The sequence below is a fragment of the Thioclava sp. NS-SX20 genome, from assembly GCF_057380695.1.
Genome location: NZ_CM170816.1, coordinates 2,129,802 through 2,142,426 on the forward strand (window position 1 = coordinate 2,129,802; position 12,625 = coordinate 2,142,426).

At 59.8% G+C, this 12,625-nt stretch carries 16 protein-coding genes; 7 read left to right on the forward strand and 9 right to left on the reverse strand.

Going from position 1 to position 12,625, the window contains the following annotated elements:
* Positions 1–64 precede the first annotated feature (64 nt).
* The 4 genes from AC2ISB_RS10435 to folK form a co-directional block, all read right to left on the reverse strand.
* Positions 65–802 carry a DUF2062 domain-containing protein gene (locus tag AC2ISB_RS10435; protein ID WP_339108140.1) on the reverse strand — a complete coding sequence of 246 codons (738 nt, stop codon included), beginning with the start codon at positions 800–802 and terminating at the stop codon, positions 65–67.
* A gap of 97 nt (positions 803–899) precedes the next feature.
* Positions 900–3,017 (reverse strand): RelA/SpoT family protein, encoded by a 2,118-nt coding sequence (locus tag AC2ISB_RS10440; RefSeq protein WP_339108141.1) that lies wholly within the window; start codon positions 3,015–3,017, stop codon positions 900–902.
* Between the two features lie 35 nt (positions 3,018–3,052).
* Positions 3,053–3,415 (reverse strand): DNA-directed RNA polymerase subunit omega, encoded by a 363-nt coding sequence (rpoZ, locus tag AC2ISB_RS10445; RefSeq protein WP_339108142.1) that lies wholly within the window; start codon positions 3,413–3,415, stop codon positions 3,053–3,055.
* A gap of 73 nt (positions 3,416–3,488) precedes the next feature.
* Positions 3,489–4,073: a 2-amino-4-hydroxy-6-hydroxymethyldihydropteridine diphosphokinase gene (gene folK, locus AC2ISB_RS10450; RefSeq protein WP_406721255.1), complete on the reverse strand. Its 585-nt coding sequence runs from the start codon at positions 4,071–4,073 to the stop codon at positions 3,489–3,491.
* Between the two features lie 146 nt (positions 4,074–4,219).
* On the opposite strand from folK, the gene AC2ISB_RS10455 reads away from it, so the two are divergent.
* Both AC2ISB_RS10455 and AC2ISB_RS10460 read left to right on the forward strand, forming a co-directional pair.
* Entirely contained in the window at positions 4,220–4,774 is a 555-nt protein-coding gene (locus AC2ISB_RS10455) for a LabA-like NYN domain-containing protein (protein ID WP_339108144.1), read from the forward strand.
* 123 nt (positions 4,775–4,897) lie between these two features.
* A complete protein-coding gene (locus AC2ISB_RS10460) occupies positions 4,898–5,347 on the forward strand; it encodes a YqaA family protein (RefSeq protein ID WP_486574936.1) in 450 nt (149 codons plus the stop codon).
* On the opposite strand, the gene AC2ISB_RS10465 is transcribed toward AC2ISB_RS10460, so the two are convergent.
* The 3 genes from AC2ISB_RS10465 to AC2ISB_RS10475 are packed head-to-tail and all read right to left on the reverse strand — an operon-like array spanning position 5,344 to position 7,545.
* Positions 5,344–6,651: an MATE family efflux transporter gene (locus AC2ISB_RS10465; protein WP_486574938.1), complete on the reverse strand. Its 1,308-nt coding sequence runs from the start codon at positions 6,649–6,651 to the stop codon at positions 5,344–5,346. The two genes, AC2ISB_RS10460 and AC2ISB_RS10465, sit on opposite strands and share 4 nt — an antisense overlap.
* A gap of 13 nt (positions 6,652–6,664) precedes the next feature.
* Entirely contained in the window at positions 6,665–7,171 is a 507-nt protein-coding gene (locus tag AC2ISB_RS10470; RefSeq protein WP_339108147.1) for a PaaI family thioesterase, read from the reverse strand.
* Positions 7,168–7,545 carry a PaaI family thioesterase gene (locus AC2ISB_RS10475; protein ID WP_339108148.1) on the reverse strand — a complete coding sequence of 126 codons (378 nt, stop codon included), beginning with the start codon at positions 7,543–7,545 and terminating at the stop codon, positions 7,168–7,170. The genes AC2ISB_RS10470 and AC2ISB_RS10475 overlap by 4 nt, the downstream gene beginning before the upstream one ends.
* A gap of 231 nt (positions 7,546–7,776) precedes the next feature.
* Between AC2ISB_RS10475 and AC2ISB_RS10480 the strand changes: the two genes are divergently transcribed.
* The 4 genes from AC2ISB_RS10480 (at position 7,777) to AC2ISB_RS10495 (ending at position 9,836) form a co-directional block, all read left to right on the forward strand.
* A complete protein-coding gene (locus AC2ISB_RS10480) occupies positions 7,777–8,145 on the forward strand; it encodes a MerR family transcriptional regulator (RefSeq protein ID WP_406737049.1) in 369 nt (122 codons plus the stop codon).
* Positions 8,146–8,358: 213 nt separating this feature from the next.
* Positions 8,359–8,757, forward strand: a complete 399-nt coding sequence (locus tag AC2ISB_RS10485) for a MerR family transcriptional regulator (protein WP_339108149.1) — start codon at positions 8,359–8,361, stop codon at positions 8,755–8,757.
* Positions 8,758–8,942: 185 nt separating this feature from the next.
* Entirely contained in the window at positions 8,943–9,155 is a 213-nt protein-coding gene (locus AC2ISB_RS10490; protein WP_339108150.1) for a hypothetical protein, read from the forward strand.
* Between the two features lie 54 nt (positions 9,156–9,209).
* On the forward strand, positions 9,210–9,836 hold the full coding sequence (locus tag AC2ISB_RS10495) for a glutathione S-transferase family protein (protein WP_406736082.1): 627 nt from the start codon (positions 9,210–9,212) through the stop codon (positions 9,834–9,836).
* A 22-nt stretch (positions 9,837–9,858) separates the two neighbouring features.
* On the opposite strand, the gene AC2ISB_RS10500 is transcribed toward AC2ISB_RS10495, so the two are convergent.
* Both AC2ISB_RS10500 and AC2ISB_RS10505 read right to left on the reverse strand, forming a co-directional pair.
* A complete protein-coding gene (locus AC2ISB_RS10500; protein WP_486574939.1) occupies positions 9,859–10,530 on the reverse strand; it encodes a Hint domain-containing protein in 672 nt (223 codons plus the stop codon).
* Positions 10,531–10,690: 160 nt separating this feature from the next.
* Positions 10,691–11,344, reverse strand: coding sequence for a sulfotransferase family 2 domain-containing protein (locus tag AC2ISB_RS10505; RefSeq protein ID WP_406721615.1), 654 nt, complete (start codon positions 11,342–11,344; stop codon positions 10,691–10,693).
* 153 nt (positions 11,345–11,497) lie between these two features.
* Between AC2ISB_RS10505 and AC2ISB_RS10510 the strand changes: the two genes are divergently transcribed.
* Complete coding sequence (locus AC2ISB_RS10510; RefSeq protein ID WP_339108153.1) at positions 11,498–12,517, forward strand: hypothetical protein; 1,020 nt, start codon at positions 11,498–11,500, stop codon at positions 12,515–12,517.
* Positions 12,518–12,625 lie beyond the last annotated feature (108 nt).

Below are 12,625 nucleotides of genomic sequence, written 5' to 3' on the forward strand. Positions count from 1 at the left end.
ATCATCCGGCACAGAGTATGGCGTGTCTATGCGCCAGATTGAACCCCAATCTGACATGGGCCGATCAGCCCTCGTGCTTGGCAGCCGTGTCATTCGTGCGCCCTGCGACACGCCGTTCACTGCGTTCGCGCGAGCGGGCCGCCAGTTTCGCACGCGCCTGCTCAAGGCGCTCTTTCAGCTTGGCGCGGCGGCGGTTCTGATAGGCCGAAATAAACGGCAGGGTGACGTAATACATGACCACCGCCGCAATCAGCCCCGGCAGCAGCCCGCCAACCAGATAGGGCAGCCAAACATCGGAGAAAAACTGGTGCAACCCGCCCCATTCCGGTCGCGCAGGTGTAAACAGCGCCCAGAAGTTATGCACCAGATCATGGCCTGCCCTCGCGAAAACCTCGCCCAGCGTGCTGGCCGCCTGTGGATCGGGGGTCAGGATAGAGCCGCCCTGCCCCAAAGCCTGACGCGGACGGTCCTGCCCGAGAATCAGCCGCCCGAATTGCGTCGAGAAAACCGCGATGATCGGGAAGGTCAGAGGATTGCCGAAAAACGTCCCCAGAATGGAGGCGATCATATTGCCGCGCAGCAGCCACGCAATGGCAGCCGCCCCAAAGAAATGCAGCCCGAAAAACGGCGTAAACGAGATGAAAACACCTGCCGCAATCCCGCGGGCAATGCGCTGGGGACGGTCGGGAAGACGGTTTATGCGGTGCTTGACATACTGGAACGCACGGGACCATCCCGTGCGCGGCCACAAAGCATCCCGCGCGGCGATCAGGATCGGTTTTTTCTCACGCCGCTTGAACACGTCTGAAATACTTCCTTCTATCCGCAGGGAAACGCCCGATGCGGACACTCATGACCCCATGAACGCCTTCTTATAGGTAAGACGCAACCGCCAATCGTCACGGTTTGCGCGATAAATCGCGCCAACGTTCCACCTGTGCCACATCTGTTTCCGCTTCAAGCGCGGTCAACAGGCGGTGCAGATGTTCCATATCCCGCAACTCCACCTCTATAATCAAAGAGTAAAAGTCCGGTTTCCGATCGACAAAATTCAGATCGGAAATATTCGCCCTCTGTTGGCCAACCAGCGTGCAGATATGGCCAAGCACCCCTGCGTCATTGGAAATCGTGACCTTCAGCGAGGCCGTATAGACCGGCGGATGCTGCCCCCCCTGCCAATGCAGATCGACCCAGCGTTCGGGTTCGCTTTCAACATCTTCCAAAGCGGGGCAGTCGATCGAATGGATCACGACCCCGCGCCCGCGATAGGTAATCCCCACGATCCGCTCGCCCGGCAGTGGCTGACAGCATCCCGCACGGGTAAAGCTCTGATCGGCCCCGAGCCCGATCACGGCACGCGTCGGTTCGACCGTTTCTTCACGACGGTGCACAAGCTCGGGATAGAGCACGCCAATCACATCGCCCGAGGCAATCTCGGCCGAACCCAGACGGGCCAGAACCTCGGTCTCGTCGGTCAGCCCGAGCGACCGTGCCGCCGTGCGCAGCGCCTTATCGGTGACTTTACGACCGACATGTTCAAAGGCCACACGCGCAAGCTCCGCCCCCAGTTTGACAAAGCGTGTCCGGTCTTCCTCGCGCAGCGACTTGCGGATAGCCGCACGCGCCCGACCGGTGCCCACGATATCCAGCCACGTCGCCTGAGGCCGTTGCCCCGAAGCGGTAATCACCTGAACGGACTGACCATTTTTGAGCCTTGTCCAGAGCGGCACACGGATACCATCCACCTTCGCCCCGACGCAGGAATTGCCGATCCGCGTGTGGATCGCATAGGCAAAATCGATCGGCGTCGCCCCTTTGGGCAGCTTCACGACATCGCCTTTGGGCGTGAAACAGAAGACCTGATCGGAATACATCTCGAGTTTGACATTCTCGAGGAATTCCTCGTGATCCCCCTCCCCGAAGCGTTCGGTCAGCGTGGTGATCCATTGTGCCGGATCAACCGCGAAGGGGTTCGAGGACCGCTCGCCATCCTTATAGGCCCAATGCGCGGCCACCCCCGATTCGGCGACCTCATGCATCTGGCGGGTGCGGATCTGCACCTCGACGCGCTTGCCATCACGACCCGACACGGTGGTATGGATCGAGCGGTAGCCGTTGGTTTTCGGCTGGCTGATGTAATCCTTGAACCGGCCCGGAACGGCGCGCCAGCGGTGGTGGATCAGCCCCAGCACACGGTAGCATTCGGCCTCGGTCTTGGTGATCACGCGGAACCCGTAGATGTCGGACAGGCGCGAGAAGGCCAGCTGCTTCTCTTCCATCTTGCGCCAGATGGAATAGGGACGCTTGGCCCGACCGAACACATCGGCGTCAATCTTGGCCTCTTCCAGCAGCAGACGGATATCGCCCGAGATCTTGGGGATCACATCCCCCGTCTCTTTCTGCAGCCCGACAAAGCGGCGGATGATCGAGGTGCGCGCCTCGGGGTTGAGCACCTTGAAGGCCAGATCCTCCAGCTCCTCGCGCATCCACTGCATCCCCATGCGGCCCGCAAGCGGCGCATAGATCTCCATGGTTTCGCGGGCTTTCTGGGCCTGCTTTTCCGGCTTCATCGACTTGATCGTGCGCATGTTATGCAGACGGTCCGCCAGCTTCACCAGAATAACCCGCAGATCCTTCGACATCGCCATGAACAGCTTGCGGAAATTTTCCGCCTGTTTGGTCTCGGAAGAAGACAGTTGCAGGTTGGTCAGCTTGGTCACACCATCGACCAGCTCGGCGATAGGTTCCCCGAAAAGCCCCGCGACCTCGGCATAGGAGGCACGGGTGTCTTCGATCGTGTCATGCAAAAGCGCCGTGACAATCGTCGCATCATCCAGACGCATCTCGGTCAGGATCGCGGCAACGGCGACAGGATGCGTGAAATAGGGCTCGCCCGAGCGGCGGAACTGCCCTTCATGCATCTTCAGCCCGTACGCATAAGCGTTACGGATCAACCCGTCATCGGTATGCGGGTTGTAGTTGCGAACGAGCGCGATCAGGTCTTCGACTTCGATCATTGACGCCCGTTCCGCATACCATTCAACAGATCAGATTATTCGCGGCCCTGCGCTTCCATCAGCGCGCGCAGCATCCGCTCTTCGTTCATGTCGTCATCAGCCGGCTTGTCGGCAGAGGCGGGCTCGCCTGCCATAAGCTGGGCCATCTGATCGTCTTCGGGTTCATCGACTTCGATCTGGGTCTGGTTCGCCTCGATAAGACGTTCGCGCAGATCGTCTGCGGATTGGGTCTCATCCGCGATTTCACGCAGCGCACAAACCGGATTTTTGTCGTTGTCACGATCAACCGTCAGGGCAGAACCGGCGGCGATCTCGCGTGCACGATGGGCAGCAAGCATCACCAGTTCGAAACGGTTCGGGACTTTGTCAACGCAATCTTCAACCGTCACGCGGGCCATATGTCACTCCAGTCGGATCTCGGGGAATGTCTGAACCGCCTACATAGGGACAAACAGCACGGTTGACAAGCGCTCATTCGCGCAGATCGTCGGCCACAAGCGGGGAAAGCCCGGCAATTTGTGATTCTGGAAGCGCCTCGACAAGCTGTTCCAGTGTCTGTCCGGTCAGCGGATGCACCCAGTTCGGGACGATCTCCCGCATGGGAATCAGCACGAATCCCCGATCCTCAAGCCTCGGATGCGGCAGAATCAACTGCTCCGGAGTGGCTTTTTGCTGCTCTTCGAAGGGCAAATCCCGCCAGTGACGCAACGTCACCTCGGACGGATGAATGATGTTACCGCAATCAATCAAGTCGATATCGATCACCCGCGGCATCCAGCGCCCGTGCCGCACACGGCCAAGACCGCTTTCGATTTCATGCAGCAAATACAATATGTCAGTAGGACTGCCGGAAGCGCGGAACAGTCCACAGGCGTTGACAAAATCCGGCCCGCTGCCCGCCGGATAGGCCGCCGACCGATAAAAGCGAGACATCGCCACGGGACGAAATGACGCAACGCAGAGCCGTTTGAAGGCTTCCCTGATTGCATCAGATGGGCTACCCAAAGTGGATGTCATATTGGCCCCGAAGGCGATGATAATCGTGTTACTATCCATTTAGACAGATACCCATGACCGAGCTGCATTGCTATCTGAGATCGGTATCACTCGCGTCGAATAATGAGTAGGGAAGTTTTGGGCATCCGGCCCCACTTTGGATGCCCGTGTTGTAGCGAGTGTGAAATAGAAAGGATTTTGATTTCATGTTCTACAAAGACGAACGGCTTGCGCTGTTCATTGACGGCTCGAACCTCTACGCAGCGGCAAAGTCGCTCGGGTTCGATATCGACTACAAGCTGTTGCGTCAGGAATTTGAACGCCGCGGCAAGCTTGTTCGGGCCTTCTATTATACCGCGCTGCTCGAGAACGAAGAATATTCCCCGATCCGTCCGCTGGTCGACTGGCTGCATTACAACGGGTATGCGATGGTCACCAAGCCGGCCAAGGAATACACCGATTCCATGGGCCGCCGGAAGGTGAAGGGCAACATGGATATCGAACTGGCCGTCAATGCGATGGAGCTTGCTCCGCGTCTTGATCACGCGGTCCTGTTCTCCGGCGATGGCGATTTCCGGCCCCTGGTCGAGGCGCTGCAACGCCAAGGCGTGCGCGTATCGGTCGTGTCCACGATCCGCTCGCAGCCGCCGATGATCGCGGACGAACTGCGCCGCCAAGCCGACAATTTCATCGAGCTTGACGCCCTGCGTGACGTCGTTGGCCGTCCCCCGCGCGACCCGCGCGAAGAAGACTCAAACTGATCCGTTTTATCACTCACGGAACCGGTTCGACGGGCGAGACATTTCACTGTCATCGCCCGTTTTGCTTTTCGGGCCCAACGATTACCCTTTCGAGGGTCACACCATGCCTGCGACGGAGCCCCTATGTTCGACCTATCCGCCTCCCTGACCGGCCTGTTCTTCTCCGGACTTCTGGCGGCCACTCCGATCCCCGCGCAATCCGAAATCGTGTTTGTGGCAATGCAGACCGCGCAGGCGGCACCTATCGGATTGATGATCCTGATCGCAGGGATCGGCAACACGCTCGGCGCCCTGATCACCTATTACATAGGGCGGCAGATCAACCGCTGGCGTGACCGCAAATGGTTTCCCGCCAGCCAGAAGCAGCTTGACCGCGGCCATCGCTGGTTCGACCGTTGGGGCCTATGGATCCTGTTTCTTAGCTGGGCCCCGGGTGGAGACCTGATCTGCCTGATCGCAGGCATCCTGCGGATGTCGCTCTGGCTTTATCTGCCCATCGTCTTTCTGGCAAAAACCGGCCGCTATGCCGCCGTGGCGTGGATCACCGCGCAAGCCATGCAGATCGTCAACTAAACGATGCGCGCTTCAAGGCGGGGATAAAGCGCCCCGAGGCTGAGCGCACGCAGCAGGTTCAGCACCATCAATGCCGCCCAGAGGCCATGATTGCCCCAAAGCGGCACCATCAGGAACAGCGCCGCTACATAAAAGGCGACAGAGACAATCATCGCATTCCGCATGGCACGGGTCTGTGTGGCCCCGATAAAAATGCCATCCAGAATATAGCTGCCGAAGCTGGCCAGCGGCATGATCATCATCCACGGCAGATAGTGTTTTGCGAGCGCACGCACCTCTTCGGCCCGCGCCATCAGATTGATGATCTGCGGCCCGAGCAGGGCAAAGACCACCCCCAGAAGGACGGCGAAACCAAAGCTCCAGAGCCCGTTCAGCCAGCCTGCCCGTCGCAGCCGCGCCACCGACCCCGCCCCGACGGCCTGCCCCACAAGGCTTTCTGCCGCGAAGGCAAAACCGTCCAGCGCGAAAGAGGTGATCTGCAGGAATTGCAGCAGCACCTGATTGGCCGCCAGAGCCACATCCCCGCGCCCCGCCGAAATGAACAGGAAGGTGGTGAAACTGGCCTGCAGCAGAACCGAGCGGATCATGATATCGGTATTGACCCGCACCAGCCGTCCCAGTTCGGCACGGTCAAACAGACGGCCCAACGCACAGGCTGCGGGAAGGAAGGCTGCGCGCGCAAACCACAGACCCAGCCCCGCGCCCAATATCTCGGAGATCAGGCTGGCCGTGGCCACGCCCTTGATCCCCCAGCCCAGCCCCAGAACAAACGCCAGATCCAGCACCACATTGAGCGCGTTCATCACAATCTGAATCATAAGAACGGCGCGCGTGCGTTCTAGTGCGATCAACCAGCCGATCAGCCCGTAAAGCCCGATTGTCGCAGGCGCGCCCCAGATACGGATCGACAGGTAGGTGCGGGCAAGGCTTTCGACCTCGGCGCTGGCCGGTGCAAGGCGGAACGCCAGATCGAACAGCGCCTGCTGCCCGATCCAGAGCCCGCCCCCCGCAACAAGCGCCAGCAACAGCGCGCGCAGAAGACCGGCTGCGGTTTCCACCGCATCCCCCCGCCCATGCGCCTGCGCCACAAGCCCTGTCGTACCCATGCGCAAAAACCCGAAGATCCAGTAGAGCGACGACAGGATCACCGCCCCCACCCCCACGGCTCCGATGGGCGCGGCCTGCCCGATCTGCCCGACAACCGCCGTATCCACGAGGCCCAGCAAAGGCACCGTCACATTGGAAATCACCACCGGAACGGCGATGGACAAGACACGGCGGTTGGTGATGGGCGAAGCCGGCATGGGCAGGCTCCTTTTAGCCGGCCAGATCAGCCGGTTCGGGCATCAGGAAATGTCCCGTCGCCTGCGCGATAGGCCGCAAGCGGTTGTCCTGCCAAGCTTCGACAAACACACTGGCATACCGCCGCCCCGAACGGGTGATCTTGGCGCGTGCATAGGCGTCGCGCGGCAGGCCCGGACGCAGATAATCCATCGTGATATCGATGGTCTTCGGCGTGGGGGGCAGCCCGTCCAGCGCCACTTTTCCGGTTTCGAAATCCGGCCAGAGGGTGGACCAGCTTAGACCGACAATCGCGGTAATCTCCATGAAGGCCGCCGTTGCCCCGCCATGCAGCGCTGGCACCGACGCATCGCCGATCAGGCTTTCCTTGAACGGCAGGATCGCGGTCAGCTCGTCGCCACGACGGTCGAATTCCACCCCGAGGAAGTTGATATAGGGGATCGCCGCCACCAGTTGCCGCAGCGCCTCGTCGCGCCGTTTCTTGATGACCTGCACAGGTTCCGGAGACAGACGGGTTTTCATGCTTTGGCCTCCTCGGGCAGATAGACGGTAAAGGCGGCAGTGGCCTGCGCCACCGGCACACCGCCCGACGCGTCGCTTTCATCATGCGCCACGGCCCGCACGAAGGCGATGCTGCGCGAGATATGATAGACCTCTGCAGAGGCAACAATGCTCTGTCCCGGCTTGGCCGGACGCATATAGTCGATCCGCAGATCCAGCGTTGCGGTGCTTCGGGGCTGCGAGGGATGCGCCATGACAGCCGTGGCACAGCAGGTGTCCATCAACACCGAAACAGCCCCGCCATGAATGACGCCGGTTTCGGGATCTCCTATCAACTTTTCGTTATATGGCAAGACCATACGGGCCTTACCCGAGGACACATCGACGACTTTCATATTCAAAGATCGGCAATGCGGCAGGCCTTCCAAAAACGATTTCATCAGAAAACTGTCGTTTTTCGTGTCATTTGTTAGATTATTTGTGGTGTTCACGTGCTAACTCCGACTTTCTACGCTAACACTATCTGCCTGCCGTCACCGCAGCACAAGTGCCGCACCCAACGAATTCCCGCATTGATTGCGGTTGAAATACTGGCCATTGCTGTTAGCGTATCGCCGAAAAGAAGAATGGCAAGGCGAATGCTCAACCTAAAGGAAATGTGCGCAAAGTTCGAAGTCACCCCTCGGACCCTGCGATATTACGAATATATCGAATTGCTCGCCCCCACACGTGAGGGGCGAAAACGTTTTTATGGCCCAAGAGAAATCGCGCGGATGACGATCATTCTGCGCGGCAAAAGATTTGGCTTTTCTCTGGAGGAACTCCGCCAGTGGCTGGAAATCTACGACACCGAGGGCACGGAAGAACAATTACGCGTGTTTTTGGACCTGTCGGAACGGCAATTAGCCACATTAGAGAAACAACGCGCCGAATTGGACAAAACTATATCGGAATTGCGCAACTTGCGCGAACAAGCGCTTGCCATGAGCCAGTAACATATAAGCAACTTGATCTTTTACGCTTGGGAATGCATATCGCGGATAGGTAGTTTGTCCGTATCTACCCCTTTTAAAAAGCCTTTCATGTATACCTACTACCGATCTTGTCGGGCATTGTTGCGCTGCACCACCAGCGCTGCTTTTGAAATATCGAGTATCGCATAGGTGGAAATTCATCTGCTGCCTGTGCATTAACTGTGTGAGGCACGGATGGAAAATGAAGTGATGACGATCCGCGAGATGTGCGACGCCTTCGAGGTGACCCCGCGCACATTGCGGTTCTACGAAAGTAAGGAACTCCTGTTCCCGATACGAGAGGGTCAAAAGCGACTGTTCACCCGCCGCGACCGCGCGCGACTCAAGCTGATCTTGCGCGGCAAACGGTTCGGGTTCAGTCTCGAAGATATCCGCCAGCTTCTGGATCTTTACAGCGTTGGCGATAATCAGGTGACGCAGCTGACCGAAACGCTCAAACTGGCGCGCAACCGGCTTGAAGAAATGCAGCAGCAACGCGACGATCTTGTAACCGCTATTGACGAGCTGAGTGCAGAGATCGAGTCAGGGGAAAACCGGCTTGAGGCGCGTCGCGCCGAAAGTTCGGCCGCCTGACCATTCATGCAATCCCTTTCGTAACCCATTCCGACAAACGGCCACCTTTTCATGGCAGCCTGTTCTCAGGGGGGCTTTGGCCAATCCACTCTTGGCAAAAACTCAGCCCCCCTGTTGTCGTTCTTCCAGCGCTTCAAAATCCCGCCATATTCTGCCTCTAGAAGGGAGAAAACCGCAGGATCTCCATGCCCAAACGTCTCCGACTGACCCGCCGCTTTCCCGTTGCCATGACCAATGACGCCTATCGCCGCCTGCAGCGATTTGCGCAGGACGCGGAGCTGTCGCAAGACGAAGCCCTGACCTTCCTCTTCGAGAATTTCAGCTCGGTCTTTCGTGACGACAATCTTGCCGCGCGCCTGAGCCTGTTCAAAGCCGAACTGGCAGATCGCAAAGCGTGACCTTCGCGGCATTCGGGCGCATACTGGACCCGTTCCAGCAGGCCAGAGGATGCCATGACCGCAAAGCTCTATTGTTTCGGGGAATCCGGAAACGCCTATAAAGCCGCATTGACGATGACCCTTTCCGGTTTCGACTGGGAACCGGTCTATGTGGATTTCTTCAACGGCGAGACCCGTCGCCCCGAATTTCGCGCCCTGAACGAGATGGGCGAATGCCCCGTGCTCGATCTGGAGGGCGAAATTCTGGCACAATCGGGGGTGATGCAGCTCCGCATTGCCGAACAGACCGGACGCTTCGGCGGCGAAAACCGCGACGAGGTGCTGCGCTGGCTGTTCTGGGATAACCACAAAGGCTCCAGCCAGTTCGGGGCGCTGCGCTTTATGATGCATTTCCTTCCGGCAGAAAAGCGCCCGCATGCGGCCATCGACTGGCTGTCGGGGCGGGTGCAGGCCGCGCTTCAGACGCTGGAAACCCACCTGTCCAAATCGGACTGGCTGGTGGGCGGCAGCGCCTCCATCGCGGATTTCGCGTGCTGCGCCTATCTCTATTACCCCGAGGGCTTCGGCTATAGCGCCCAGACCCACCCCGCAATCGCGCGCTGGCTGGACCGGATCAGCGCCCTGCCCGGCTGGGCGCATCCCTATGACATGATGCCCGGATCTCCGGCAGACCGACTGTAAGACGGCGGGGCGGCGCCGGGTGTCAGGCCAGAAGCGCGGACTGCTCGTCCGCCTCCTTCAGCGCATCGACCACGGCGCGCGCCGCCAGCACCGGCAGCGAGATGTAGGACGGCAGGCTGTCCCCGATCATCTGCTCCAGCCCGATCTTGGACAGCCCCCCACAATGCACAAGCCCCGCCCCGTTGACATAGATCACCTCGTCATCGGCAAATTGCACCGTATAGACCGACAGCCTCTGGGCGCTTTGCGCGGCACTGATGCCGCGATAGCCCTCTAGCGCGGCAGCAGGCACCAGCACGAAAGGGTCGCCAAACGCCTCTTCGGCCAGATCGCTTTCAATCATCACATGCTGGTCGGGTTGCAGCACCATCGGATTATGATTGCCCAGAGCCGCCACCGGAACATGCATGACATGCCCGTGATCCGGACAGTCCGCCCCCCCTGCCAGAGACAGCCCCCGCGCGATCTTGCGCACCGGGCGATAGCCGTGATCGAAGGTCATGACCGCATCTCCGGCCTGCAGGGATTCCACCGTGCGCCAGCCCAGCTCTGTCAGGATCAGCGTTCCGGCACAGATGCCTTCGGTTCTGCCATCCTGCGGCACCGGCACCATCTGTCGCAGACTGGGGCGGGTGTCGATGCCAGACCGCAGCACAGAGCTTTTCTCATTCCGACGCGCTTTCAAGCCAAACACAACCATCTCCATCGCAAGACCGCCCCGACCAAGAGGGAGCCAGCCCAGTTCACCCTGCCGTGATGGAAAATCAGGGGCGCAATTAAGGTTAATTAAGGGCAGCGACAGTGTCAGATTATGCCAACCGCCTGCCTGCTACTTGCCCGCGACCGGCATGTGGCTAGTCCTCGAAGCGATAGCCGAAGCGCGCGATATCCGCCGCGCAGACCTGCCCGACCAATTCGGCCAGCGCGCTATCGTAATAGCTGCGGTAATCGCGTCGCCGCCGCGAGGAATTGGCCACGGGCAACGGGCTGAGGGCAAATCCCAGATGCGCCTCCAGAGGGGCGATATCCTCGGCAAGATGCTCGAGCCGCAGAAATGCCCGACAACAGACCTCGCCATCCGGCAACTGCATATAGCTTGTATAGGGATGCGCGGACAGGCTGCGCTGGATATGCGGCAAGGACAGGAAACTGCGGAAATCATGCTGCTGCGCCGATTGCACCGCCGGATGCGCGAACGCCTGATCCTGTAGCCAGTGGTAATAGCTCACCAGCCGGTCCCACGGATTGCGCACCAGCGTGAAGGTGAAATAGCTGTGCGCCTGCTGCGCTGTATAAAGGCCGATCCCGTCCGCCAGCGTCGTATGTTTCCACTTGCGGCCCGCAGTGGGGATACCGGCAAGACGTTTGCGCCGCCTCTGCGCTTTGGGCGTATCCCCCAGCATCAGATCCTGCGCCATCGCCCGCGCCTCAAGCGACAAGGCCAGCGCCGTGCCGCCGGTCTTGGGGATATGCACGAAAATATAGCGGCGGCCATGTGAAACGATCATCCCTGCATAATGGCGCAAACTGCCCCCTGCCAGCAATCGGATTTCCATCCGCCCGCCCAAGACAGTTCGAACACAGCCCAGAGCTGCATTCGATTGACCCTGCATCCCTTTCGTTTATCTTCGGACAAAATGACAAAAACAGAAACGTAGCAGATGGTTTCCCTACCGAAATATGATCGCCTGGAGGCCACTGGCCGCTGGATGCAAACCTCCGATGCGCCCGCGCAAGAAGTCGTGGTGTCCTTCGGGCGTGCCTCGATCGTACTTTCGGATATCAAGGACTCCCGCTTTATCGCGCATTGGTCCCTGCCCGCTGTGGTCCGGCTCAACCCCGGCAAGCGCCCTGCCCTTTACGCGCCCACCGAAGACACCGAAGAGCGGCTGGAGATTGACGACGACACATTGGTCGAGGCCATCGAGCGGGTGCATCATGTGATTGCCTCGCGCATGCCCCATCCCGGACGGCTGCGGGGGATCTTGTATGTCACGCTGGCGGTTGCAGTGGTTGGGGCGGCGGTGTTCTGGCTGCCAAGCGCCCTGATCAGCCATGCCGCAGGTGTGGCTCCGGCCCCGACCCGCCACGAGATCGGCCAGCATATCCTGCGCGATCTGGTCCGCAAAACGGGGGCGCCCTGCGGCGGTGAGGCAGGCAATGACGCGCTGCGCCGCCTGAGCGCGCGCATTCCGGGTGTTTCGGGCATTGCCGTTCTGCCCAAAGGCATCAACGGGGTGCGATGGTTGCCGGGTGGCATCGTCGTGATGGGGCAGGATATGCTCAACAATTATGACACACCCGAAGTGGCGGTAGGTTCTGTGCTGGCCGCGAAGGTCTATGCACAGGAACATGATCCGCTGCGCAGCCTGCTGGACTGGGCGGGCATTCGTGCCGCCTTCCGCCTGCTGACCACGGGCGCTCTGGATAAGGATGACCTCACCGGATATGACGGAGTGATCCTTGAGCAGTCGCAACCCTTGCCCCAGATCCCTCCGCTTCTGAAAGAATTCGAAAGCGTCGGCGTCTCTTCGACCCCCTATGCCTATGCGGTTGACCCTTCGGGCGAGAAGGTCCTGCCATTGATCGAAGCCGATCCGTTCAAGGGCGCGCCCGCACCGGCGCCCCTTCTGGAGGACGGCCAATGGGTCGCGTTGCAGGACATCTGCACCACCGAATAACCCTGACCGCGTCCCCCTGATCGCGTCCCCCTGACCGGGCCTCTCCGCCATAAAATAAGCCGGCCCTTCTCCGGACCGGCTCTGGACGTCCTGAAACGGGTGTCCGGT

What these genes read in the sequence shown, in the direction of transcription:
- AC2ISB_RS10440 (WP_339108141.1), bottom strand. Translation starts at nt 3,017, where the DNA reads ATGATCGAAGTCGAAGACCTGATCGCGCTCGTTCGCAACTACAACCCG.
- rpoZ (WP_339108142.1), bottom strand. Translation starts at nt 3,415, where the DNA reads ATGGCCCGCGTGACGGTTGAAGATTGCGTTGACAAAGTCCCGAACCGT.
- folK (WP_406721255.1), bottom strand. Translation starts at nt 4,073, where the DNA reads ATGGATAGTAACACGATTATCATCGCCTTCGGGGCCAATATGACATCC.
- AC2ISB_RS10455 (WP_339108144.1), top strand. Translation starts at nt 4,220, where the DNA reads ATGTTCTACAAAGACGAACGGCTTGCGCTGTTCATTGACGGCTCGAAC.
- AC2ISB_RS10460 (WP_486574936.1), top strand. Translation starts at nt 4,898, where the DNA reads ATGTTCGACCTATCCGCCTCCCTGACCGGCCTGTTCTTCTCCGGACTT.
- AC2ISB_RS10465 (WP_486574938.1), bottom strand. Translation starts at nt 6,651, where the DNA reads ATGCCGGCTTCGCCCATCACCAACCGCCGTGTCTTGTCCATCGCCGTT.
- AC2ISB_RS10470 (WP_339108147.1), bottom strand. Translation starts at nt 7,171, where the DNA reads ATGAAAACCCGTCTGTCTCCGGAACCTGTGCAGGTCATCAAGAAACGG.
- AC2ISB_RS10475 (WP_339108148.1), bottom strand. Translation starts at nt 7,545, where the DNA reads ATGAAAGTCGTCGATGTGTCCTCGGGTAAGGCCCGTATGGTCTTGCCA.
- AC2ISB_RS10480 (WP_406737049.1), top strand. Translation starts at nt 7,777, where the DNA reads ATGGCAAGGCGAATGCTCAACCTAAAGGAAATGTGCGCAAAGTTCGAA.
- AC2ISB_RS10485 (WP_339108149.1), top strand. Translation starts at nt 8,359, where the DNA reads ATGGAAAATGAAGTGATGACGATCCGCGAGATGTGCGACGCCTTCGAG.
- AC2ISB_RS10490 (WP_339108150.1), top strand. Translation starts at nt 8,943, where the DNA reads ATGCCCAAACGTCTCCGACTGACCCGCCGCTTTCCCGTTGCCATGACC.
- AC2ISB_RS10495 (WP_406736082.1), top strand. Translation starts at nt 9,210, where the DNA reads ATGACCGCAAAGCTCTATTGTTTCGGGGAATCCGGAAACGCCTATAAA.
- AC2ISB_RS10505 (WP_406721615.1), bottom strand. Translation starts at nt 11,344, where the DNA reads ATGATCGTTTCACATGGCCGCCGCTATATTTTCGTGCATATCCCCAAG.
- AC2ISB_RS10510 (WP_339108153.1), top strand. Translation starts at nt 11,498, where the DNA reads ATGGTTTCCCTACCGAAATATGATCGCCTGGAGGCCACTGGCCGCTGG.